Raw genomic sequence first — 23456 nt, 5'->3', positions numbered from 1 at the left:
AAAAATAGCGCCGCAACGCGGCTTTGGGCAGACCGTCGATTGAAAGGTAATGCGGTCAGCCCTGCAAACGGATCTGCAGGGCATAACGGGGACCATGCTGAAGTCGGCGTGTGATGCGCATGCTCAGCAATTGCCCTCCCTTTGTGAACATCCAGACAGGCGCAACCTAGGAAACTATGGCGAGGTTTGCAAGCGCACGGGCGGACTGATGCCCGTGCGCCTCAACGGGCTATTTCTTGCCAGCGACGATGCGGTCCAGGATGAGGGCACAGAACAGGATCGCAAGCCCTGCCAGAATGCCCTGCCCGGCTGCCGCGTATTGCAGCGCCTCCAGAACGTCTTCGCCCAGCCCTTTGGCCCCGATCAGCGATGCGACAACAACCATGGCCAGCGACATCAGTATGGTCTGGTTCACACCCGCCATAATGGTCTTGTGCGCAAGCGGCAGATCCACGCGCCAAAGCAGGTAGCGCGGCGTTGCGCCAAAGGCCAACGCGGCCTCGCGCACGGTTTCGGGAACCTGTTGCAGGCCCAGAACCGTAAAGCGGATCACCGGGGGGCTGCCAAAGATCATGGTGGCGACCACGCCTGCCGGTTTACCGGATCCGATAAAAGCCACAACCGGGATCAGATAGACGAAGGATGGCATCGATTGCATGAAATCCAGAATGGGCCGAACGATGGCGAAGGCCCGGGGACGGCGGGCGCAATAGATGCCCAGCGGGATACCCAGCGTGATCGAGATCAGCGCCGCGGCGCCCAGCAGGGCGATTGTGGTCATTGCCTTTTCCCAGAAATCCAGCAAACCCAGATAGGCCAGCGCCGCGCCGGTGAAAATCGCCACGCGGGGTCCGGCGGACAGATAGGCCAACATGATGATCACCAGCGATACAACCGGCCAGGGTGTATCGACCAGCACCACCTCGATCCAGTCCAGCAGGGTGCGCATGCCATATGTGAGCCCGTCAAAGAACCCGCGCCCGGCGGTCTTGGTCCACTCAAAGACGGCCTGCACCCCGTCGCCCACATTCAGCCGCCAGTCGCGGTTGGTTGGAAAGGTCTTGAGGATGGTCAATGCGTCCGGCTGTGCAAACTTGATTGCGGACAGGATGACAACCACGCCGGTCAGGACGGACGCCACGACCAGTCGCGGCACGGACCAGCCATGCGCGACGCCCGGGTCCGAGCGCCAGCGCGCGAACTGCCCTTCCAGTGTCCAGTTTGCCAGCGACGCGGCCAGCAACTTGACCGCCAGCAACAACAGGATGCCGATGGCAAGATAGGCGAACCCTGTTGAATCCGCGCTTCGCGCCGCCTCCTGCGCGCCGGCCAAAGCGCCCTCCAGCGACTCGGCGGCGCGTTTCAGAGATTCCAGCGAGGATGCGCCGGATTGCTCCGCCGCTTCGATCTGCTGCCGGCGCAGATCCAGCGTCTGTTCGATCTGTACAGCCCGCTCGCGGAATTCACGGCCCAGATCGCCAAACAGCCCCAGACCGATCTGGATATAGGCCAGCGTTTCGAGCAGCAGAAACCCCAGAAACCAGGACCAGAGCCCGCGCGCGCCGAACCAGATCGGCCCCAGAAGTGCGGCACCTTTGTTCAGCGTGAACCGATAGCCGGGCGCCTGCATCATATAGGCAAAGGTTTTCTGATAATATGCCTGCCCCTGCCCCACAAACTCGCCAATCAAACCGTTCAGCCGGTCGGCGGTTTCAGGATTGATCTGCTGTGCGTCTACATGTTTCATGGCCGCCCCCTTATGCCTGGCTGTCCTGAATGGCGCGGATCAGACCGGCCCGGTTGATGACGCCCACGGTTTTGCCGTCCTGCGTGACCGCCACCACGCCGTGACCATCCACGCACAGGTTCATCAGATCGGACAGGTCCATATCCGGATGCGCCTGTTTCGCGTCGTCCGGTACTTCGCCGTGATTGGCCTCGAACTCATCAACCGGTTTCATCACTGCATGGGCGAAGATCATGTTGAGCTTGGAGATACCCGCGACGAAGTCGGCTACGTAATCATCCGCCGGGTTCAGAATGATCTCTTCGGGTGTGCCGATCTGCACGATGCGCCCGTCCTTCATGATCGCGATGCGGTGGCCGATGCGGATCGCCTCGTCCAGATCGTGCGTGATGAACATTGTGGTCTTATTGAGCTTGTGGCTGAGATCCATGAACTGATCCTGCAACTGTTTGCGGATCAGCGGATCAAGCGCCGAGAACGGCTCGTCCATCAGCAAAATCTCGGGATCGGCCGCGATGGCCCGGGCAAGACCGACGCGCTGTTGCATACCGCCGGACAGTTCGTGCGCGTATTTGTCTTCCCAGCCGTTGAGTTCGACCAGTTCCAGCACCCGGTCGGCCTCTTCCCAACGCCGGGCCTTGCCGGTGCCGCGAATTTCCAGCGGCATGGCCACGTTGTCGCGCACGGTCCGGTGCGGCATCAGACCAAAGTTCTGGAACACCATCGCGACGCGCCGGTTGCGCAGATCACGCAAGCCATCGTCATTCAGACCCATGACGTCATCGCCGTCCAGATAGATATGGCCGTCCGTCGGTTCCAGCAACCGGTTCACGTGGCGTACCAACGTCGATTTGCCCGACCCTGACAGCCCCATGACGCAGAACAGCTCGCCCCGTTCAATTTCAAAGCTGGCATCGGCAACGCCGACAACACAGTTGAACCGTTCCAGGACTTCGGCCTTGCTGAGCCCTTCGCTGTGAATGGCGCTTAGCGCCTCCTGCGCCCGTGCGCCGAACACTTTCCAGACCCCGCGCGCATCAATTGCGATTTCCGCTGTCATACCGGCCCCATCCCTGTTGAACGTGTTGAAAGGCACCCCCGACCGCAGCGCGCCGGGGGTGCGTCAGGCTCAGTTTGTTGTCAGGCCAAGCCAACCGTCGACGGTTTCGCCGTTGGCGGCGATCCACTCGGCCACCACCTCGTCAGTGTCGCGGCCCTTGACCACGACCTCATAGGTCAGACCGCTCAACTGGCCTGCATCCATGTTGACGTTGGCAAGGAAAGAGGCCGCCGCAGGGTTGCGCTGTTCCAGAGATTTCGAATGCGCAACGGTTACGGTCTTGACCGGCTCGCCGGTGCTGACATGCGATTTGTTGTACCAGTCGGCATCCTGATCAGGCTGCACCATCTTGTAGGTGGCGGCATCATGTTCGGGTTCTTCCAGAATGGTCACGTCATACAGCGCGTGCACGTAATGCGGTGCGTAGCAGTAGAATGCGGCGCCCTTTTGCTGGTCGATCTGATCCTTCAGCCTTGAATAGAACACCGTCTCGTCCTCGGTCGTTGGCGTCAGGAACGTCTCGATCCCGTAATCGCGCACCCGCACCTTGAAGGTGTTGGTCGAGGCCCAGCCGGACGCGCCAACCCAGACCTCGCCCATACCGTCGCCGTCCGAGTCGAACAACTCCTGCGCCATGGGCGTTGCCAGATCATAGATCGAGCGGATGTTGTGATCTTCGACCATATAGTTGGGCACGCAAATCCCGGCGCGGCCCTCATAGCTGCCGGAGGACAGGGCCACGGTGCCCTTCTGATCGACATATTCGTCCGTAAAGGACGACTGGTTCGGCAGCCAGACATCCGGGTGCACATCAATGTCGCCGCGCCCGCCATCCATGGCGGCAAAGATCACCGCATTGGCCCCGGGCGCATATCCGACCTCACCGCCCAGACGGGTTTCGATGACCTGACCGATCACCCGGCTCATGATCTTGGCGCCGGGCCAGCTAGGCTCGCCCACCATGACTTTTTCCTGCGCCATCGCTGCTGTTGTCCCTACGGTCAGCGCCAGAGTTGCGGTCAATGTTGTCAGTTTCTTCATGTCGTTTCTCCCGTTGCGTGTGGTTACATGCGCCGTCAGGCGCGCGCCCGCTTGCGGTGCGGGTCTGTGAATGGAATGTCCGAGACGGTCGCGCGCAGGCGTTTCATGCGCCCGTCCAGTTGCCCGATTTCCAGGTCGGTTCCGTTTTGCGCGTGCTCGACCGACACCCGCGCCATCGCGATTGCATGTTCCAGCATGGGTGAGCGGGTGGCCGAGGTGATTACCCCCACCTGTCTTTCGCCGGCATATACGTGCGCGCCCGCTGCGGGGACATCGTCGCAGCCGATCAGCAGCCCCTTGAGCACCCGGCGCGGGTCGCGGGCGTTCCGTTCCAGCGCGGCCTTGCCCGTAAAATCGGTTTTCGTCAGATCGACCGCAAAGCCCAGCCCGGCCTCGAACGCATCGATGCCCGGCGCGAATTCGGCGTTGGCGGCGGCAAGACCGGCTTCGATCCGGATGATGTCCAGCGCGGCCGAACCCATCGGGGTGATCCCGAACTCGGCACCTGCCTCCATAACCGCGTCCCAGATCGCAACCGCGTCGGACTTGGCGCAGAAAACCTCATACCCCAGCTCACCGGTATAGCCGGAGCGGGACAGCATGAACGGCGCGCCGTCGCGGTCGCCCAGACGGGCAACGGTAACCCCGAACCATTTCAGATGATCCAGTGAAGGCACATGCGGTTGAGTGAAGGCGATATTGCGCAGTAGGTCGCGGGACTTCGGCCCCTGAATGGCGAGGTTCGGCATCGCCCCCCGCATTGCGTGGACCCGCACCTGCAATCCCTGTTCCGCGGCGAGCGCCTGCAGCACGCGTCCGGTTTCCTCGGACCCGCAGCACCAGCGGAAAATCTCAGGCGCAAGCCGGAACAGGGTGCCGTCGTCAATGACCGAACCGCTTTCGTCGCACATCAACGTGTATGAACCGCGCCAGACCGGAAGACGGGCGACATTTCGGGTGGTGGCCAGTTGCAAAAGCTTCTCGGCGTCCGGGCCTATGATGTCGAATTTGCGCAGACCGCTCATATCCTGCACCGTCACCGCCTCGCGGCAGGCCCAGTATTCGCCCAGCGTGCCATGCGCGGGATAGCTGACCGGAGTCCACAGATCGCGCGCGGGGGCGAAATGCTGGGTCAGCGGGGCCAGTCGGTCGTGAAACGCGGATTCCTGACTGATAGCCATCGGGGCATCTTCCTTTTCACGATAGGCAACCGCACGGCGGATCGGGGTTTCCGGGCGATAGATGCGCACATGCACATCCGTTGGATTCCAGCCGTTGATCGGGTCGATGTCGTCGGGGCACGCCGTCGAAACGCAGACCAGGTCTTCCAGCGCCCGCATAGCCACGTAGTCGCCCGGGCGCGAATGGGATTCCTCGGTCAGGATGTGATGCGTCGCCGGATCGATCCAGGTGTTCCAGAAAAAGTTGATCGCGGGCCAGGCCGACCGGCGCGCCACGCCGTAAGGGGCGAGCGCGTTCGACATGTTGTCGGAACAGTTCACATGGCCCGGGAACCCGCGTTCTTCATAGCCGCGCGCGGTGCAGGCCAGCCCGAACGTGTCATGCCGCCCACAGGTATCCTGCACCACGTTCAGCAGGGGGCGCATTTCACGATCGTAGAACTTGTCCAGCAGACCGGGGCCCGGATAGGCGCGGCGCACCATCGACCGCGTCGCAGTCGAGTCGATCATCCATTCATCGCCGTTGCTCAGCCCGTCGGCGCGCAGGGCCATGAAATCGGAACATTGCTGCCCCTCGATGTCGATGATCTGCACAAATTCTCCGGCCTTCAGCTCATAGGCCGTTCCGGTGCCGCGCTGCACGGTAAATTCGTCCCGGATTACGCCCAGAGGCGGAGGAAGCAGCGGGCCGGTCGCGTTCGCACGCCTGTGCCGCACGGTGACGCATCCGGCGTCCGTACCTTCGATTAACCCCAATACCGGGTTCGGACGGATCAGCCAGACGGTGACCTGGTGATCCGAGCGCAGGATCAGCTCGTCCGTCACCTGCCCTGTCCGGTGACCGGGAAACGGCGCATCCGGTTTTCCGCCCTGTGCACCGATCCAGCCCCGATAGAGGGCACTGTCGAACGCGTCTGTATTGACGACAGCGTTCGCCGGTAAGCCCAGGGCCGTTAGCATCGGTCGCCCGTTCGCAGCGAAAGCCGCAACCGTCAGGGGCGTGTCCGCCGTCAGCCCGTCCAGTGAGAGCAGATCGCCCTGCTGTAGCACCAGCCGCTCGGCCTCGCGCGGGGCCAGAACAAAGCTGGACGTGTCCGCAGCGTTCGGAAAGCCGGGAAACCGGCGGCCCGGGCCGTCAAACCCGGTATTCGAAAAACTGTGCAAGACTGAGGAACCAAGCATGGTTTTGTCGGATTCTCGGCTATGAAACTAGTTACAAGAGTTGATGAAACTAGTTACATATGTCAACTCTTTCCTTAACAATCGTCAGATGGGCCAGAAAATCGGTGTCAAAAAAAGCTTCGGAGACCAGAAAACGCGCAAATCTTCGGGACGTGGCCCAGGCTGCGGGTGTTTCTGTCGCCACCGTGTCCCGGGTGCTGAATGAACCCGGGGTCGTAAAAAAGGACACTTTGGAAAAGGTTCAGGCGGCCATCGCCGCGCTGAAATTCGTTCCCAGCGCTGCGGCACGGGCCATCAATTCCGGGCGCACCCGCTTTGTCGGGGCCTTGGTGCCGACCCTGGACAACGCCATCTTTGCCCGGTTTCTGGCCTCGCTCGAACGCAACCTGTCCTTGCATCAGCTGTCCCTCATCGTGGCCACGACCGACTCGGATACCGAGGTCGAGGCGGCCAAGGCGAAAGGTCTGATCGACATTGGCGCCGAAGGGTTGATCATTACCGGCGCCACCCACAGCGCCGAGTTTCATGACCTGATCGAACGCTCGATGCTGCCGACGATCATCACGTCCTATTTTGATGGTGGAAACCCACTGCCGACAATCGGTTACGACAACGCAGCGGCGGCGCAGTTGGCGTTGCAACATCTGGCTGATCTTGGGCACCGGAACATCGCGGTCGTGCACGGCCCTGCCCATAACAACGACAGAACCCGCGCCCGCCTGTCCGGGCTGCATGACCTGAACTGGGGCGGATATCTGACGGCTTATGAGACCTCCATCAGCCTCAGCGGGGGATCAGAGGCCGCCCTGCGCATTTGTGCCGCCGCGCAAATGCCCGATGCAATCCTGTGCCTGTCAGACGTGGTTGCCCTGGGCATATTATTCGGTCTTCAGTCGCAGGGTGTGAAAGTGCCGGGCGACATGTCCCTGGTCGGCATCGATGACCTGCCCAGTTCCGCCGTGGCCGTTCCGGCACTGACGACAGTACACCTGCCCGTCACCCGGATGGGTGAAAGAGCCGCCGTCGCGCTGGCGCGGTGGATATCCGATCAGGAAGTGCCGCGCGCTGAAAAACTTGAGGCGGCACTGGTCGAGCGGAACTCGGTTTTGCGCCGGTCAGGGTAAATCCTGACATTGCCAATTCAGGGGCGCAAAAATCAGTCAGGGGCTGACAAACTATTGATTTTTGTCGCGCGCAAAGAATATGTAAAGTTGCGACAAGATCGAGACGAAAAGCGTCCGCAGGCTGGTGATCATGACCAAAATAAAGAACATGGAAGAATTTGCTGCGGTCAGCGGCATCTCGCGCCCCACGATCTCCAAGTATTTTCACGATCCCGACAGCGTGCGGGCCACAACGAGGGCGCGCATCGAAGAGGCGCTGGAGCGGTTCGACTATCGCCCGAACATATTTGCGGTGAATCAGAACCGGAAGCTGACCAAGAATATCGGAATCGTGGTGCCCTATCTGGCCGATCCGTTCTTTGCCGAGATTGCGCGCTATCTGGAACAAAGCTGTATCGCCGCCGGATACCGCCCGTCACTGTTCAGTTCGCATGGTGAACAGAAGCTTGAAAACGAAATCCTCGACAGCCTTCGCTCGCTCAAGCCTGCTGGCGTTCTTTTTGCGCCTCTGGGGCGGGCGTCGGACCGGTCGCAAATTGAAAAGTTCTGCGAGAACGTGCCGACCGTTCTGTTCGACAGCAACCTCGATGGGTTGGGGGCGGCGTTTGTCGGCTCGGATAATTTCAGCTTTGTCTCGCAGACCGTCGAATACATGACCCGCACGGGTGAGCCGCCGTCGTTTTTTGAGATGCGCACGCCGGCGAACCCGAATGCGAACAAACGGCGCAAGGCCTATGTCGACGTCATGGAGCATCTGGGCTTTGAGCCGCATGTGATCAAGATCGACGGTCAGGGCTGGGCGTTCGAAGATATCGGGCGTCGCGGCGCGATAAAAGTGCTTGAGGAAGGTGGGCTCAGGACAGACTCAGTTCTGTGCAGCAATGACCGTCTGGCCATCGGCTTCCTTGCCGCCTGTTACGAGCGGGGGATTCGGGTGGGGCGCAAAAAGGACTGCACGCTGCGGGTCGCGTCGAATGACGACCATCCATTTGCCAAATTTACCTGCCCCTCTCTGACAACGGCGGCGCATGATTACGACAACGTGGCCGGGCGCAGCGTGGAAACTCTGTTCGAACTTATTGAAAACGGGGGGAAATTCGACAAGCGATCGGAAACCTTGTTTCCGGCCAGGCTGGTATTGAGGGAGTCCGCTTAATCCTCAAATTTAACGCGCGTAAAGTTTTTATTGACGCCGCGACAAGTTCTGCACTACGCTCCCTGTACGACATCCAAGCTCAGGGAGGACAGGGATGTATCTCAAGAACGCACTTCGTGCGGCGACTGCACTGACATTCGTCGCAACGGCAGCGGCCCACGCACAGACGATCACGATCGCCACCGTGAATAACGGCGACATGATCCGGATGCAGGGCTATACCGACAATTTCACCGAAGCGACCGGCATTGATGTGGAATGGGTGACGCTGGAAGAAAACGTCCTGCGTCAGCGCGTGACCACCGACATCACCACCAAGGGCGGTCAGTTCGACATCATGACCATCGGCATGTACGAAACCCCGATCTGGGGCGCAAATGGCTGGCTGGTTCCGCTGGACGGTCTGTCCGCGGAATATGACGTCGATGACATCCTGCCCGCCATGCGCGGCGGCCTGAGCCACGAAGGCACGCTGTTTGCGGCACCGTTCTATGGCGAAAGCTCGATGGTGATGTATCGCACCGACCTGATGGAAAAGGCCGGTCTTGAGATGCCCGACGCGCCGACCTGGCAGTTCATCCGCGAGGCCGCGGCGGCGATGACCGATCGTGACAACGACATCAACGGCATCTGCCTGCGCGGCAAGGCCGGTTGGGGTGAAGGCGGTGCCTTTATCACGGTGACCGGAAACTCGTTCGGCGCGCGCTGGTTCGATGAAGACTGGAAGCCCCAGTTCGATCAGCCGGAATGGAATGAGGCGCTGACCTTCTTCGTGGACATGATGAGCGAATCTGGCCCGGCCGGCTATGCCACCAACGGTTTCAACGAAAACCTGTCGCTGTTCCAGCAGGGCAAATGCGGTATGTGGATCGACGCGACAGTCGCGGCGTCATTCGTGACCAACCCAGATGATTCAACCGTGGCCGACAAGGTCGGTTTTGCGCTGGCTCCGAATTCGGAAGGCGTTGACAAGCGCTCCAACTGGCTTTGGGCTTGGGCGCTGGCCATTCCCGCGGGCACCCAGCAGAGCGACGCGGCCAAGCAGTTCATCGAATGGGCAACTTCGAAAGACTACATCGAACTTGTGGCCGAAAATGAAGGCTGGGCCAATGTGCCGCCAGGCGCGCGGACCTCGCTGTATGAGAACCCGGAATATCTGAAGGTTCCGTTCGCCAAGATGACGCTGGATTCGATCCTGTCGGCCGACCCAAACAATCCGACGGTCAAGCCGGTGCCCTATGTCGGCATCCAGTTCGCCGCCATTCCGGAGTTTGCGGGCATCGCCACGCAGGTCAGCCAGGAATTCTCGGCCGTCTATGCCGGACAGCAATCGGTGGAAGAGGCGCTTGAAAAAGCACAGGCCTTCACCGCTGAAGAGATGGAAGCCGCAGGGTACTGAGGCCTCCTCCCCGGTGGGGGACAGGTATCTGTCCCCCGCTCCCCACTTCCACAATTCCCGTTTTTCTCGCAGGCTGCGTTTTACGCCTGAACAGAGAGGTCTTGCGTCATGGCTACCCAACATTCCCGCTCCGTTGCACGCCTGATGATGGCACCCGCAGTGGTCCTGCTTCTCGGCTGGATGCTCGTGCCGCTGACGATGACGCTGTATTTTTCCTTCAAGAAATACCTGCCCCTGCGCGGTGGTGATCTGGGCTGGGTCGGGTTCGACAACTACGTCCGGTTTGTCTCGTCCAGTTCCTTCTGGCCCGCGGTTCAGGCGACATTGATGATCGTCGGCGGCGTGCTGGTGATCACGGTGGTTCTGGGCATCCTGCTGGCGATGCTGCTGGATCAGCCGATGTGGGGCCAGGGTGTCGTGCGCATCCTTGTCATCGCCCCGTTCTTTGTCATGCCGACCGTGTCCGCGCTGGTCTGGAAGAACATGTTCATGGATCCGGTGAACGGTTTGCTGGCGCATCTGTGGCGCTTTTTCGGGGCCGAGCCGATCTCGTGGCTGTCCGAAGCGTCGATGACCTCGATCATCATGATCGTGTCGTGGCAATGGCTGCCCTTCGCCACCCTGATCCTGCTGACCGCGATCCAGTCGCTGGACAGTGAACAGCTTGAGGCCGCCGAGATGGACGGTGCGCCGGTCCTGAAACGGTTCTATCACATCGTCCTGCCGCATCTGAGCCGCGCGATCACGATTGTCATCCTGATCCAGACGATCTTCCTTTTGTCGATCTTCGCCGAGATCTTCGTGACCACCGGCGGCGCATTCGGCACCCGCACACTCACCTACCTGATCTTCCAGCGCGTGCTGGAAAGCCAGAATGTCGGCCTTGGATCAGCCGGAGGTGTCTACGCCATCATCCTTGCCAATATCGTTGCGATCTTCCTGATGCGCATCGTCGGCAAAAACCTGGACGCGTGAGGAGGAACGAACCATGGCCCGCGCAGTCACAACGCAACGCAAAACGATCAACACGGCCATAGCCTGGGCGATCGGTCTGCTGATCTTCTTCCCGATCCTCTGGACCATCCTGACCAGCTTCAAGACCGAAGCACAGGCCATTGCCAGCCCGCCGCTGTTTCTGAATTTCGACTGGACGCTTGAGAACTATGCCATCGTGCAGGAACGCTCGGACTACATGCGGTTCCTGTGGAATTCGGTCATCATCGCGGGCGGCTCGACCATTCTGGGTGTGATCATCGCGGTTCCGGCGGCTTGGGCCATGGCCTTCGTGCCGTCCAAGCGCACCAAGGACATCCTGTTGTGGATGCTGTCCACCAAGATGCTGCCAGCCGTCGGCGTGCTCTACCCGATCTATCTGCTGTTCATCCGGCTCGGTCTGCTGGACAGCCGCGGGGGGCTGGTTGTGGTCCTGATGTTGATCAACCTGCCGATCATCGTCTGGATGCTTTACACCTATTTCCGCGAAATTCCGGGCGAAATTCTGGAAGCCGCGCGAATGGACGGCGCCACGCTGAAAGAGGAAATCCTTTATGTTCTGACACCGATGGCCGTGCCCGGCATCGCATCGACCGTGCTGCTGAACTTCATCCTGGCCTGGAACGAGGCGTTCTGGACCCTCAACCTGACCGCCGTCGATGCGGCTCCGCTGACGGCCTTCATCGCCAGCTATTCCAGCCCCGAGGGCCTGTTCTTTGCCAAGCTCAGCGCGGCCTCGACCATGGCGATTGCACCAATCCTGATCCTTGGCTGGTTCAGCCAGAAACAACTTGTCCGCGGCCTGACCTTCGGCGCTGTGAAATAAGGAACACGACACATGGGACGTATTCAACTCAAGTCCGTGACCAAAAGCTTCGGCGATGTGCAGGTCATTCCCCCACTGGATCTGACCATCGAGGATGGCGAATTCACCGTCTTCGTCGGCCCATCGGGATGTGGCAAATCCACCCTTCTGCGTCTGATTGCGGGGCTGGAGGACATCACCACCGGATCTGTCGATATCGACGGGGCGGATGCAACGGATGTGCCACCCGCCAAGCGGGGTCTGGCGATGGTGTTCCAGTCTTATGCGCTCTATCCGCATATGACCGTGCGCAAGAACATCGCTTTTCCGCTGCGCATGGCCAAACTGGATCAGGCCGAGATCGACAAGCGTGTCGAAGGGGCTGCAAGCGTGCTGAACCTGACCGACTATCTGGACCGGCGCCCTGGTCAATTGTCCGGCGGACAGCGCCAGCGCGTCGCCATCGGGCGGGCCATTGTGCGCGAACCGGCGGCGTTTCTGTTTGATGAACCCTTGTCCAATCTCGACGCCGCTCTGCGCGTTGGTATGCGGCTTGAGATCAGCGAACTGCACGAACGCCTCGCGACCACAATGATCTACGTCACGCACGATCAGGTCGAAGCCATGACAATGGCCGACAAGATCGTGGTTCTTCAGGCCGGCGTGATCGAACAGGTCGGCAGCCCGCTCGACCTCTATCGCACGCCGCGTAACCTGTTTGTCGCGGGGTTTATCGGCTCACCGAAAATGAATTTTATTGAGGGCGAAGAAGCTGCAAAACACAGTGCCAATACCATCGGCGTGCGGCCCGAGCATATCGCCGTGTCCGACAGTGAAGGCACGTGGTCCGGCGTGGTTGGAGTGTCCGAACATCTCGGCTCGGACACGTTCTTCCACATCCATGAGACGGGGCTTGCCGAAACAATCACCGTTAGGGCGGATGGCGAGGTTGGGTTCCGGCACGGAGACCGGATTCATCTGACCCCGCGTGCGGATGTGATTCACCGATTTGACGCGCAGGGGTTGCGGATCGAATGAAACGTCTCGACGGCAAAACCGCACTCATTACGGGTGCTGCGCGGGGAATCGGGCTGGCCTTTGCCAAAGCTTATGTGTCCGAAGGTGCCCGGGTTGCCATCGCAGATATTGATATCGACAGGGCGCAGAGCGCCGCCGCCGATATCGGTGAGGCCGCAGTGGCCGTCGAAATGGATGTTACCGATCAGACCAGCATCGACAACGCGGTCCGGAATGTGGCGAAACGTCTGGGACCCATCGACATCCTGATCAACAACGCGGCCATCTTTACGGCCGCACCCATCACCGAGATTGACCGCGCCGACTATGACCGCGTGTTCGACATCAATGTCGCCGGCACGCTTTTCACCATGCAGGCCGTCGCCCGGCACATGATCGCAAACAACGTAAAGGGTCACATCATCAACATGGCCTCTCAGGCCGGGCGGCGTGGAGAGCCTTTGGTCGCGGTGTATTGCGCCAGCAAGGCAGCGATCATTTCGCTGACGCAGTCTGCGGGCCTCAACCTCATATCGCATGGCATCAACGTCAACGCCATCGCGCCGGGTGTTGTGGACGGAGAACACTGGGACGGCGTGGATGCGTTCTTCGCCAGATACGAAGGCAAGGAGCCGGGTCAGAAAAAGCGCGAAGTTGCCGCCGCGGTCCCCTTTGGCCGCATGGGCAGCGCCGAGGACCTGACGGGAATGGCGGTGTTCCTGGCCACGGATGACGCCCGCTACATTGTTGCCCAGACCTACAATGTGGACGGCGGGAACTGGATGAGCTGATGGACCCTCAGGCTGCTGCAAATCCCCCCATGAAACTGCGTCGCGACCGACTGCAGGACCTGCCCGGGACGGTCAAAGCGCCGAATTATCTGGGCCAAGACCTGAAGCCCGGCATGGTTCATATCGGACTGGGAAATTTCCACCGCGCGCATCAGGCCTGGTACATTCACCGGCTGATGCAGCAGGGCGCTGCCCATGATTGGGCCATTGTCGGTGCCGGGGTACGCACCTATGACGCCGCCATGCGGGATAAGCTGCTTGCGCAGGACTGTCTGACGACGCTGATCGAGCTGGACCCGTCGGGCATGTCGGCCGAGGTCACAGGTCCGATGATCAACTATCTGCCAATCGAGAAAGGCAATGCGCCCCTGATCCGGCAGATGTCCGAGCCTTCCATCCGCATCGTGTCCCTGACGGTGACCGAAGGCGGATATTACCTTGATGCAAACACCGGTGAATTCGACACCGACCACGAAGATATCCAGCACGATGCCCACAACCCGCAGCATCCAAATACGGTGTTCGGGGCCATCGTCGCCGCGCTCAGACAGCGCCGGGACGCGGGGCTGGACCCGTTTACCGCGCTGAGCTGCGACAACCTGCAAGGCAACGGCGCAATTCTGCGCAACTGCGTCACAAGGCTGGCCCGGCTGTCGGACCCGGACCTTGCCGACTGGATCGACCGAAACGCTGCATTCCCCAATTCGATGGTTGATTGCATTGTGCCCGCCACCACGGAACAGGTCATTTCGCAATGTCGCGCCTTGGGCATCGAGGACCTGGCCCCGGTGACGCATGAGAATTTTCGCCAATGGGTGATCGAAGACAGGTTCTGCGCCGGGCGGCCGCCGTTGGAAGATGTCGGCGTGACGATGACGAATGACGTCCATTCTTATGAGATGATGAAGCTTCGCATTCTGAACGGGGGTCACCAGATCCTTGCAAATGTCGGTGAAATCCTTGGCATCCCAACCATTTCCGATTGCATGCAGGACAAGCAGGTATCGGCGTTCTTCCGAAAGGTTCAGGCGGCCGAGATCCTGCCGCATGTTCAGGCTGTGCCCGGAACGACGCCCAAGGACTATCTGACCCTGGTCGAAGGCCGGTTTGCGAATTCTGCTATACGCGACACAACCCGCCGCGTCGCTTTTGATGGCTCTGCCAGACACCCCGGTTTTCTGCTGCCGTCGCTGCGCGACGCGTTGAAAAGAGGCGCGCCGGTGAGCGGTCTGGCACTGGCAGCGGCCTTTTGGGCCCGGATGTGCGTGGGGACGCGCGAAGACGGAACCGAGATTGCCGCGAACGATCCGATGTGGGGTGCGCTGCAGCAATCCGCCCACGCTGCCAGAGAAAACCCGCAGGTTTGGATTGACCAAACCGGTCTTTACGGCGACGCAGGACGGGACGCGCGTTTTTCGCAGGCATTTTCGAACTGGCTGCGCGAGATCTGGCAGAATGGCAGCAGGCAGGCGATTGACAGCTACCTGCGGAATGACGGATCAGGGTAATCGGTCGGGCATCCATTGCTCTGAATTGCTGACGCTGTCGTCTGATCGGGTCTCGCATTCACATGAAAATGTGTCCTGGCCTTGCTATCATTGGATCGGGGTGCGGAGAATGAGTTCGGAATTGCAGGCGCGGGCAGCACAACGGATCGTGATCCGAAACAAGGGTCTGTCAGCGAAGCTTTCGCCGCTGGGCGCAACGCTGTGCGACCTGCGTCTTGCTGGCGTCGCTCACCCGCTGGTCCTGGGGTGGGCAAACCCGGACGACTACCTTTGCAACGACGATTATCTGGGGCCCATTGTCGGTCGCTGCGCGAACAGAATTGCGCGGGCGTCCTACAGCCTGAGCGGACAGCAGTTCTCCCTGGATCGCAACTTCCGCGACCGGCACTGCCTGCACGGCGGGCGGGACGGGGCCGCGGTACAGATGTGGCAAGTCACGCGGCAATCCGAAACCTGCGTAACTTTCGCCCTGGTTCTGCCCGACGGGCATATGGGTTTTGGCGGGAAATTGTCCGTCGAAGCCCGGTTCCGGGTCGAAGCGCCGGCCACGCTTGTGCTGGAGATTGAGGCCCGGTCAGAGGGTGACACCATCTGCAATTTTGCGCCGCACAGCTATTTCAACCTGAACGGAACCGGTGACATCACGGACCATGTTCTGCAGGTGTTTGCGAACCAGTACCTGCCGGTTGATGATGATCTGATACCGCAGGGCAGTCCCGCACCCGTAGAAGGTACGGATTTTGACTTTCGCGAGCCCAAGGCGATTGGAAAGTTTCCGTATGACCACAACTTCTGCGTTTCTCATGGCAGGACCGCAGAGAAGCCTGTGGCGAAGCTGCATTCGCGCAATTCAGGTGTGCGGCTGGAACTGTCTTCGACCGAACCGGGGCTGCAGGTCTATTCAGGGATGCATCTGAACCAGCCCGGCAAAGCGACGCTTTCGGGGGAAGGCTACACCGCATTCGCAGGTCTGGCACTGGAACCTCAGTGCTGGCCGGATGCGCCGAATAACCCGGATTTTCCCGGCGCGGTTCTGCGGGATGGCCAACTGTACCGCCACGTATCGCAGTTCGCGTTCAGCCGCGACGGGGCTAGTGGGGACTGAACCCCATCGTCGCCGCTGTTGACCGCGGCGGTCCGATCCATCATCCTGACCCCTAACAGACTGGCCCGGCGCAGTAATTTTCACGTTGCGGTCATTTGCTCGTATTTTTGGCAAGGCCCGCGACATGTCCGAAACATCGCAGAAGCAATATGTGCTGGACACACATCGCGCCCGTGACCCCGAGCAAACATTGGAAATCGTAAAGCCCCGACTGAAAGAGATGGGCATTACCCGGATCGCGAACCTGACAGGTCTGGACCGGATCGGGCTGCCCACCGTGATGGTGGCCCGTCCGAACTCGCGCTCGGTTGCGGTTTCGCTTGGCAAAGGCCTGTCTCTGCGCGCGGCTGAGGCGTCGGGCGTGATGGAGGCGATCGAATCCTGGCATGCCGAACAGATCCAGCTGCCGCAACGCCTTGCCAGATATTCCGACCTGATCGGCGAGGCGTCGGTTGTGGATGTCGACAGGCTGCCCCGGGTGACCGGCGCGCGCTTTGACCCGCATCGCAATATGCTATGGGTCCGGGGGCGGGATCTGGTCGCCGATCGCAACTGCTGGGTTCCGCTTGAGATGGTTGATACCGACTATACGGCCCGGCCTGTCGGCGGTCAGGCCGCTTTTCCCCGCACCACCAACGGTTTGGCGTCCGGCAACAATCTGGCCGAGGCCAGCTGCCATGCGATCTGCGAATTAATCGAGCGCGATGCGACAACGCTTTGGCATCACCGGCAACGGAACGCCCGCCTTGATCCGCACAGTATCGACGATACCCGCTGCCAACAGGCGCTGAAGATGATCACCGCTGCCGGGTTGGAGGTCGGGGTGTGGAACACAACCTCGGATATCGGGATTGCCTGCTTTCGCTGCGTGATTTGCGAAAAAAGTGACCAGCCCGGCCACATCGGTATCGGGGACGGCTGTCATCCGGATCGCGCCATCGCCCTGCTGCGCGCCCTGACCGAAGCGGCGCAGACACGGCTGACCTATATATCCGGCGCCCGCGACGATTTGGACCCCGACGAATTCACCGACCGGGCAAAGATCGAACGCAGCAAATACGTGCGCGATCTGATCGACGGCTCGGTTGCTGGACAGCAATTCGCGGATTGTCCATCCTTTGTTACCGGCGCGTTTGAGGAGGATCTGAACCTGCTGCTGGCGCGGTTGTCTTCGGCGGGGATATCGCAGGTCGTCACGGTAAATCTGTCACGACCGGGTTTTGACATCGCAGTTGTCCGGGCGGTTATCCCGGGGCTGGAGGCGCCGCACGACGATCCGGATTATGTTCCCGGCGCGCGGGTGCAACGCATTGTGGAAGGGCTCGAATGACGGCCGTTGTTTTCGTGGGCCCAACCCTTTCGCGTGATGCGGTGTCCGAGCATCTGGACGCCACGGTTCTTCCCCCTGTGCGGCAGGGCGATGTCTATCGGGTCGCGCGCTCCAAACCCTTGGCAATCGGAATAATCGACGGGTACTTCGAAGGTGTCCCTTCGGTCTGGCACAAGGAAATCCTCTGGGCGATGGAACAGGGCATTCCGGTCTTCGGCAGTGCAAGCATGGGCGCGTTGCGGGCTGCCGAACTGGCCGATTTCGGGATGATCGGCGTCGGGCGAATATTCGAAGATTACCACAGCGGGGTCCTTACGGATGATGATGAGGTCGCGGTTCTGCACAGCCCGGCCGAGCTGGGCTTCCGGCCCCTCAGTCAGCCGATGGTGTCCATCCGCGCCACCGCAGAGAGGGCTCAGGCGGCCGGGGTTTTGCCGGAGGAAACTGCTGCCGATTTGCTGCGATGCGCAAAGGCGATGCATTATCGCAATCGCGACTGGCCGGGCATCATCGCAGCGATGAAAGGGTACAGCGGCATTGAAGGTTTTGCAGACTGGATCGCCGACGGCAGCGTCGACGCCAAGGCCGAAGACGCTCGCGCCATGTTGGTGCGCATGTCTGAGTATCTGGCCGGCACCCCCCTGCCCCCGACCAATACGGCCCGGACCGAGCCCACCCTGATGTGGAAAGCTTTGCGCAACCGCGTCGATGGGGCAGACATAAGCCAAGATAAAGCCGTGATCGATGAATTGAGACTGCGACCCGATCTCTTTTTTCAATTGCGGGACCGCGCGGTCTTGGCTCTGCTGTCGCAACAGGATGCAGCCAGACAGGATCGCGAACCTGACCGCAACGCTCTGGTCAGGCAGATGGCGGATCACAGGGGCAAAAGGGGGCTTTCACGCCGCTCTGATCTGATGGCATGGCTTGAGGCGAATGACCTCAGCTCCGAAGGGTACGAGGCGATGCTGGCCGACGCTGCCCGGGTCGATGCCGCAATGACCGCGCATAGCGGCCAACTGGATGCCCCGCTTCTGACCGAACTGCGCCTTTCGGACCGCTTTGCCGAACTGCGCGACCGCGCGGCCCGCAAGGCGGGCCAGACCGCCCCGGACAGCACATCCGGCGCGGACCGGTTGCGCATTCTTATGTGGTATTTCGAAACACGACTTGACCGCGAGGTGCCCGATGATCTTGAATCATACGCAGTTTCTCTCGGCCTTGCCGGGCGTGACGCGTTTTACGAATTGATAGAAGCCGAGTTTTTGTTTTGCCATGGGGCGGCCGATCACCGGGAGTCCACCGCGCGGGTGGCCGAACCGCCTGATCGCGCATGATACCGGAGGGCGTTTTGTGAACTTACCCGAACATACCGACAATGAAGAGCCCGGCACGCGGTTCCTGCTGTTCCCGCAATCGCCCTTTCTGGAACCCGACGCGCAACTGGAACTGGTTGAGGTTTCGGCCCCCCAAGGCAGCATCGGGCCCGGCCCGTCCGGCCCGCGCATGTACACCGTCAACCCGGTTGGCAAAACCACGCCCTATGGCGCGATCGTGCCGGGTCCGGACGGGCCGGGCATGTATCTGCCCCCGTGGGACGGCTATATCCAGCCGCCCGCCATGCCAGACGAGTTTGGCAATTTCATCCACATTGATCCCTCGGACCCCGCCTTCGAGGCCGCGCATCTGTTCGGGTCCGCGCATTTCACCATGGATGTCTGGCAAGGTTATTTCGACCGTCCGATCCCCTGGCATTTCGCCCGTGATTTCAACCGACTGGAGCTGTCGCTGTTGCCCAGTCTCGACAATGCGCATATCGGCTGGGGGTTTCTGGAAACAGGCGGCACGCATGAACACGGCGATGAATACCGCCCCTACAGTCTGAATTTCGACGTGGTGGCGCATGAGATCGGGCATGCCATCATCTACAGCGTGATCGGGATGCCGTCCGACGGTGATGCCTCGGGCGAGTATTATGGGTTTCACGAATCCGCAGCGGATATGGTGGCGCTGCTTGCTTCGCTGCATTTCGGATCGGTTGTCGAGACGCTGCTCGAAAACACGCGCGGAAACCTCTATACGTTCAATCGTCTGAACCGTTTCGCCGAACTGTCCGAAAACGCGCAGATCCGCGTCGCGGCCAACAACCGGTCCCTGTCTGAGTTTGCCGACGGCTGGTCCAGCGAACACGCCCTGTCCGAACCTTTGACCGGCGCGATGTTCGATATTTTCGTCGACATCTATCATGAGCGTTTGCTGGTGCACGGCCTCATCTCTGCCGAAGAGGAACACCTGTCGGATCAGTTGGAGGACTCGCCGGACTACAACGAGGTAATGCAGGGTATTTTCGACGCGCGGTATGCAGAGAACCCCGACGGTTTCCGCATCGCCCTTCTTGAGGCGCGGGATTATCTGGGTACCTACCTGGCCGACGCATGGGAACGGCTGGACGCCGATATGCTTAGCTATTTCGGGGTTGAAAAAGCTCTGTTGGCGGTCGATCAGGAAATCACCGGCGGCGCGTTCAGCCGGATCATCCAGGGCAACTTTCGCATGCGCGACATCGGTCTGACGACCGCCGGCCCGCGTATGCCCGATCCGAATGAAGACAGCCACGCGAATTCGGTTCGAACACGGGTTCCGGGCTGACGGCTAAAATCCTTTTTTTTTCAGCCGTTTTGTGGCATTTAGACGTGGGGTGATTTTTGTGGAACATTTTTTGCCTGCACTTAGTCAGGCTGCATTGAGGGGGAGATGAGGTCTCTGACAGCGTCAAGCCCAAAGTTGGGAGGGAGTGATATGTCTGAGTCATTGCTCAGTTTTTCAGAAGTGTTGCTGTTTGGTCGTGTACTTGAAGATTTCAAATACGATAAGAACGCCTTACCAAAACGTGGAAAAGGCAAGAACAAACATTTGGAAGATCAGCTTGCACTGACCGACCCAAAATTTGCGCGGATTTACTCGTTTTCTTTTGAAGGCACACACTACGATTTGCCTGAACCGGCGATTTTCCTGGTTGACGGACCGGGAGAGAGCGCAACGGATGACGAAAATCTCTTTCCCGATCAAAACCTTCCGTACAATTTGTCTCAGCAGGTTGGCGGCAATTCGGGTGCGAATTACGATCCGAAGAAGGATACAACAAGGCAAGCAGCTCGTGCTCCGCTTGATCCATCCAAAACTGGTGTAGCAAGCGCTGATTACCAGATCGCGAACGACATTAAATTCTGGCCCTATGACAAGGCCGACTTTACCATTCGGATGGACGTAATGACCGGTATGATCGAACAAGTCCTGCTCGACATCTATTTCGGCTTCGACAGCCCGGCGATCAGCGGTGCCAAAGTCTCGGGCGCGAAAGTCAGCGGCGCCAAGGTCAGTGGGGCCAAAGTGAGCGGTGCCAAGGTCAGCGGGGCGAAAGTCAGCGGCGCAAAGGCGCGTGGCGGCGATTAAACTTCTGCCGGCTTAAGGACTTTAGGGCGCGCCGCGGACGCGCCCTTTTTCGTTGCGGATCAGAATCCGGCCTTTTTCAGACCTTCCACAAAATGCTGCGTGTCTTCTTCCAACCGGTCCGGTTGAATGGTTGCCCAGCGATCCAGTGAAAAGTTGGGATGCGCCGCGCGATGTTTGTCGGTGATCTGACGGGCCAGATCGGTTTGACCCAGCTGCGCGTAGCTGGCCGCAAGCATACGCTGCCCCTCGGTGGGGTTGTTCATTTTGTTGACCGTTTCGATGACATCGTCATAGCGCTTGAGGTTGTAATACGCGCCACCCAGATGCCACAGGTACTGGTCCGGGAAATACGGGTTCAACCGCATGGCCTGCTGAATATGCGTGATGGCGGTTTCATTGTCACCATAATGAGCCAGCGCATCGGCATAGTCTGAATGCATATCCGCGTCATTGGGGTTCAACGCCAGCGCCCGCTGATAGGACTGGATCGCGGCGTCATGTTCCTTGCGATACAGGTGTACATAGCCCAGCTCGCCGAACCCCCGGGCATCGGTCGGGTCCAGTTCGATCGCTCGCTGCGCAAAGGACAACGCCTTGTCCAAAGCGTCCGTCGGGTCTTCTGTCCAGGAGTATCGCCAGTCGATGTTGAGCGTTCGCGACAACGCGGCCGCCGCGCGGGCATACCCTTCGTCACGCGCGAGCGCGGACTGGTAGAAATGCTGCGCCTTCCTGTTGTCGTTGCGCGTGTATTTGAAGATGTGATGCTGGCCCTGCAGAACCGACCCATACGCCTCAAGATCAGACGGAATGGCCTGAATCATGCGTTGCTTTTCATGAGATTCGATCATCACCGCCGTGGCGGCCACAATGCATTCGGTTACTTCGTCGAGAATGTCGAAAATGTCATCGATCTTCCGGTCAAACCTCTCGCCCCAGATCGTGCGTTCGGTGCTGGCGTCGACCAGTTCGGCGGTAATGCGGATACGGCTGGCGGACCGTCGCACGCTGCCGCGGGCAACGTACCGGACGTTCAGTTTCTGCGCCGCCTCCTTGGGCGGCATAGATTGGGTCTTGAAGAAAAAGGATGAATTTCTGGCGATAATGAACAGGTTCCGGAACTTGGACAGATTCATGATGATGTCATCTGTCAGGCCCTCGGCGATCCAGTTGTCGGATTCGTCGCCGCCATTGCTGCTGAAGGGTAGGATCGCGACCGAGGGCGTGTCCGGTCGTTCTAGCAAATCTCCGGGCAGGTCCGGGCGCATTGTTCCAGCCATGGTCGCGCCGGCGACTTCGCTGCGGACACAATAGGTCGAGACCGGCGAAAGGATGTTCTTCAGTTGTTTCGGACCCAGGAATTCGTATCCGTACCGCAAGCGGTTGCAGACCTGATCGTATACGGCGGCGCTGACATAGACCCTTTCGGGTTCGGCGATCTCCTGAAGCCTGGCGGCGATGTTGACATTGTCGCCGTGAATGCCGCGCTCGTCGATCAGGATTTCTCCAAGATGGACACCGGCGCGAAATTTGATTCGCTGACCGTCTTCGCGTGTTTCGTTCTGTTCGCTCGCTATACGGTGCAACTCAACGCCGAACTCAACCGCGCTGGTGGCCGTTTCAAACAGCGCCAGAATACCGTCACCCCGCACTTCGACCACGCGACCATGAAAACGCGCGCAGGTTTGCTCAAGCTGAGAAATCAATGATTTCAAAGAGTTGTATGTGTCCAGTTCGTTCTCGCTCATCAGTCGGGAATAGCCGACGACGTCCGCGAACAATACTGCGCCCAGTTTCTGCGTAATTTGAGGATTTGGACTTGTGGTGGTCACAGGCGATACTCGTTTAAGGGGCTGCACATGAGCCCGGTCTCTAATCTATAGCAAAAAATGCTTTTGCAATCCGGCTGCAAATAAATGCCTTCTATTTGCATCCATCAACCTGCGGCGGCCATGTCCAGGCCGCAGTCGCGCTCGCCCCGAAACTGACGGTCGGGCCAGCGCCGAGTTCTTTCATCAGCACAAGTCGCTGTTCGTCCCAGTCCTGTTTGAGAAGCCCCACCACAACCATGTCGCGGAATTGTCCGTCCGCATACCAGGCCTGACGCATGGTGCCTTCAACCTTGCAGCCCAGTTTTGCGACAAGGTCGCGGCTGTTTGCGTTATCTGTCCGATAGTATGAGGTCAGACGGTTCAGCCCAAGCTGTCGGAACGCAAAATCCACGACCAGCGCGGTTGCCCTGATCCCAACCCCCAGACGCCGCACCGACTTGTCGATAAATACGGCCACGATGGCATCGCGGTTGATCGGAGAGATCGCTTCGAGCCCGGTCAGTCCCAGCGCCTGCCCGTCGTCGGATTCAACGACGAACCAACATTTGCTATAGCTGTCTGCCGCCTTGAATACATCGCTCCAGATTTCTTCGGTTTGCGCCAGATTGAATGGAACACGAGAAGTGCGGTCAAAGCGGGCGAGGTCTTCAATGTCCTGAAACCAGGGTGTGACAGTTTCCAGATCTGCCTTTTCCATGGGGCGCAGCCTGAAAACGCGGTGAGGAGTGTCGGGCA

19 protein-coding genes are annotated in these 23456 nt (G+C 59.9%); 13 read left to right on the top strand and 6 right to left on the bottom strand.

Features of this window, described 5'->3' with window-relative positions:
- Positions 1 to 229: 229 nt before the first annotated feature.
- The 4 genes from ACXAC3_RS20035 to ACXAC3_RS20020 all read right to left on the bottom strand — a co-directional run bounded on the left by ACXAC3_RS20035 (position 230) and on the right by ACXAC3_RS20020 (position 6211).
- Entirely contained in the window at positions 230 to 1747 is a 1518-nt protein-coding gene (locus tag ACXAC3_RS20035; RefSeq protein ID WP_475164147.1) for an ABC transporter permease, read from the bottom strand.
- A 10-nt stretch (positions 1748 to 1757) separates the two neighbouring features.
- On the bottom strand, positions 1758 to 2807 hold the full coding sequence (locus ACXAC3_RS20030; RefSeq protein ID WP_475164145.1) for a quaternary amine ABC transporter ATP-binding protein: 1050 nt from the start codon (positions 2805 to 2807) through the stop codon (positions 1758 to 1760).
- A 69-nt stretch (positions 2808 to 2876) separates the two neighbouring features.
- Positions 2877 to 3848, bottom strand: a complete 972-nt coding sequence (locus ACXAC3_RS20025) for an ABC transporter substrate-binding protein (protein ID WP_475164143.1) — start codon at positions 3846 to 3848, stop codon at positions 2877 to 2879.
- A gap of 35 nt (positions 3849 to 3883) precedes the next feature.
- Positions 3884 to 6211: a DUF1989 domain-containing protein gene (locus ACXAC3_RS20020; RefSeq protein ID WP_475164142.1), complete on the bottom strand. Its 2328-nt coding sequence runs from the start codon at positions 6209 to 6211 to the stop codon at positions 3884 to 3886.
- A gap of 104 nt (positions 6212 to 6315) precedes the next feature.
- Here ACXAC3_RS20020 and ACXAC3_RS20015 point away from each other — a divergent pair, with 104 nt between their 5' ends.
- The 13 genes from ACXAC3_RS20015 to ACXAC3_RS19955 all read left to right on the top strand — a co-directional run bounded on the left by ACXAC3_RS20015 (position 6316) and on the right by ACXAC3_RS19955 (position 20892).
- Positions 6316 to 7335 carry a LacI family DNA-binding transcriptional regulator gene (locus tag ACXAC3_RS20015; RefSeq protein WP_475164141.1) on the top strand — a complete coding sequence of 340 codons (1020 nt, stop codon included), beginning with the start codon at positions 6316 to 6318 and terminating at the stop codon, positions 7333 to 7335.
- Positions 7336 to 7465: 130 nt separating this feature from the next.
- Positions 7466 to 8491: a LacI family DNA-binding transcriptional regulator gene (locus ACXAC3_RS20010; RefSeq protein WP_475164139.1), complete on the top strand. Its 1026-nt coding sequence runs from the start codon at positions 7466 to 7468 to the stop codon at positions 8489 to 8491.
- Between the two features lie 94 nt (positions 8492 to 8585).
- Complete coding sequence (locus tag ACXAC3_RS20005; RefSeq protein WP_475164137.1) at positions 8586 to 9890, top strand: ABC transporter substrate-binding protein; 1305 nt, start codon at positions 8586 to 8588, stop codon at positions 9888 to 9890.
- Between the two features lie 108 nt (positions 9891 to 9998).
- A complete protein-coding gene (locus ACXAC3_RS20000) occupies positions 9999 to 10865 on the top strand; it encodes a carbohydrate ABC transporter permease (RefSeq protein WP_170435930.1) in 867 nt (288 codons plus the stop codon).
- 13 nt (positions 10866 to 10878) lie between these two features.
- Positions 10879 to 11709, top strand: coding sequence for a carbohydrate ABC transporter permease (locus ACXAC3_RS19995; RefSeq protein WP_475164134.1), 831 nt, complete (start codon positions 10879 to 10881; stop codon positions 11707 to 11709).
- A gap of 12 nt (positions 11710 to 11721) precedes the next feature.
- Entirely contained in the window at positions 11722 to 12726 is a 1005-nt protein-coding gene (locus tag ACXAC3_RS19990; protein ID WP_475164132.1) for an ABC transporter ATP-binding protein, read from the top strand.
- A complete protein-coding gene (locus ACXAC3_RS19985; protein ID WP_475164130.1) occupies positions 12723 to 13496 on the top strand; it encodes an L-iditol 2-dehydrogenase in 774 nt (257 codons plus the stop codon). Before ACXAC3_RS19990 ends, ACXAC3_RS19985 begins: the two co-directional genes overlap by 4 nt.
- Positions 13497 to 13525: 29 nt before the next feature.
- Positions 13526 to 15004, top strand: a complete 1479-nt coding sequence (locus ACXAC3_RS19980) for a mannitol dehydrogenase family protein (RefSeq protein ID WP_475164129.1) — start codon at positions 13526 to 13528, stop codon at positions 15002 to 15004.
- A 109-nt stretch (positions 15005 to 15113) separates the two neighbouring features.
- Positions 15114 to 16109, top strand: coding sequence for an aldose epimerase family protein (locus ACXAC3_RS19975; protein ID WP_475164128.1), 996 nt, complete (start codon positions 15114 to 15116; stop codon positions 16107 to 16109).
- Positions 16110 to 16233: 124 nt separating this feature from the next.
- A complete protein-coding gene (locus ACXAC3_RS19970) occupies positions 16234 to 17439 on the top strand; it encodes a YcaO-like family protein (RefSeq protein WP_475164126.1) in 1206 nt (401 codons plus the stop codon).
- A complete protein-coding gene (locus ACXAC3_RS19965; protein WP_475164123.1) occupies positions 17436 to 18776 on the top strand; it encodes a TfuA-like protein in 1341 nt (446 codons plus the stop codon). Before ACXAC3_RS19970 ends, ACXAC3_RS19965 begins: the two co-directional genes overlap by 4 nt.
- Before the next feature lie 16 nt (positions 18777 to 18792).
- Complete coding sequence (locus tag ACXAC3_RS19960; RefSeq protein ID WP_475164121.1) at positions 18793 to 20088, top strand: gluzincin family metallopeptidase; 1296 nt, start codon at positions 18793 to 18795, stop codon at positions 20086 to 20088.
- 150 nt (positions 20089 to 20238) lie between these two features.
- A complete protein-coding gene (locus ACXAC3_RS19955; RefSeq protein WP_475164117.1) occupies positions 20239 to 20892 on the top strand; it encodes a hypothetical protein in 654 nt (217 codons plus the stop codon).
- A gap of 59 nt (positions 20893 to 20951) precedes the next feature.
- On the opposite strand, the gene ACXAC3_RS19950 is transcribed toward ACXAC3_RS19955, so the two are convergent.
- Together ACXAC3_RS19950 and ACXAC3_RS19945 are read right to left on the bottom strand one after the other, a co-directional pair.
- Positions 20952 to 22721 (bottom strand): adenylate/guanylate cyclase domain-containing protein, encoded by a 1770-nt coding sequence (locus ACXAC3_RS19950; protein WP_475164114.1) that lies wholly within the window; start codon positions 22719 to 22721, stop codon positions 20952 to 20954.
- A gap of 91 nt (positions 22722 to 22812) precedes the next feature.
- Positions 22813 to 23418 carry a GNAT family N-acetyltransferase gene (locus tag ACXAC3_RS19945; protein ID WP_475164111.1) on the bottom strand — a complete coding sequence of 202 codons (606 nt, stop codon included), beginning with the start codon at positions 23416 to 23418 and terminating at the stop codon, positions 22813 to 22815.
- Positions 23419 to 23456 lie beyond the last annotated feature (38 nt).

The sequence above is a fragment of the Ruegeria sp. ABV4_181 genome, assembly GCF_056158465.1.
Note: the sequence above shows the minus strand (reverse complement) of the source record. Positions and strands in the feature narration are given on the sequence as shown.

Bases quoted from the DNA above. Each gene is read 5' to 3' on its own strand.
- ACXAC3_RS20035 (WP_475164147.1), bottom strand. From the start codon at position 1,747: ATGAAACATGTAGACGCACAGCAGATCAATCCTGAAACCGCCGACCGG.
- ACXAC3_RS20030 (WP_475164145.1), bottom strand. From the start codon at position 2,807: ATGACAGCGGAAATCGCAATTGATGCGCGCGGGGTCTGGAAAGTGTTC.
- ACXAC3_RS20025 (WP_475164143.1), bottom strand. From the start codon at position 3,848: ATGAAGAAACTGACAACATTGACCGCAACTCTGGCGCTGACCGTAGGG.
- ACXAC3_RS20020 (WP_475164142.1), bottom strand. From the start codon at position 6,211: ATGCTTGGTTCCTCAGTCTTGCACAGTTTTTCGAATACCGGGTTTGAC.
- ACXAC3_RS20010 (WP_475164139.1), top strand. From the start codon at position 7,466: ATGACCAAAATAAAGAACATGGAAGAATTTGCTGCGGTCAGCGGCATC.
- ACXAC3_RS20005 (WP_475164137.1), top strand. From the start codon at position 8,586: ATGTATCTCAAGAACGCACTTCGTGCGGCGACTGCACTGACATTCGTC.
- ACXAC3_RS20000 (WP_170435930.1), top strand. From the start codon at position 9,999: ATGGCTACCCAACATTCCCGCTCCGTTGCACGCCTGATGATGGCACCC.
- ACXAC3_RS19995 (WP_475164134.1), top strand. From the start codon at position 10,879: ATGGCCCGCGCAGTCACAACGCAACGCAAAACGATCAACACGGCCATA.
- ACXAC3_RS19990 (WP_475164132.1), top strand. From the start codon at position 11,722: ATGGGACGTATTCAACTCAAGTCCGTGACCAAAAGCTTCGGCGATGTG.
- ACXAC3_RS19985 (WP_475164130.1), top strand. From the start codon at position 12,723: ATGAAACGTCTCGACGGCAAAACCGCACTCATTACGGGTGCTGCGCGG.
- ACXAC3_RS19980 (WP_475164129.1), top strand. From the start codon at position 13,526: ATGAAACTGCGTCGCGACCGACTGCAGGACCTGCCCGGGACGGTCAAA.
- ACXAC3_RS19975 (WP_475164128.1), top strand. From the start codon at position 15,114: ATGAGTTCGGAATTGCAGGCGCGGGCAGCACAACGGATCGTGATCCGA.
- ACXAC3_RS19970 (WP_475164126.1), top strand. From the start codon at position 16,234: ATGTCCGAAACATCGCAGAAGCAATATGTGCTGGACACACATCGCGCC.
- ACXAC3_RS19965 (WP_475164123.1), top strand. From the start codon at position 17,436: ATGACGGCCGTTGTTTTCGTGGGCCCAACCCTTTCGCGTGATGCGGTG.
- ACXAC3_RS19955 (WP_475164117.1), top strand. From the start codon at position 20,239: ATGTCTGAGTCATTGCTCAGTTTTTCAGAAGTGTTGCTGTTTGGTCGT.
- ACXAC3_RS19945 (WP_475164111.1), bottom strand. From the start codon at position 23,418: ATGGAAAAGGCAGATCTGGAAACTGTCACACCCTGGTTTCAGGACATT.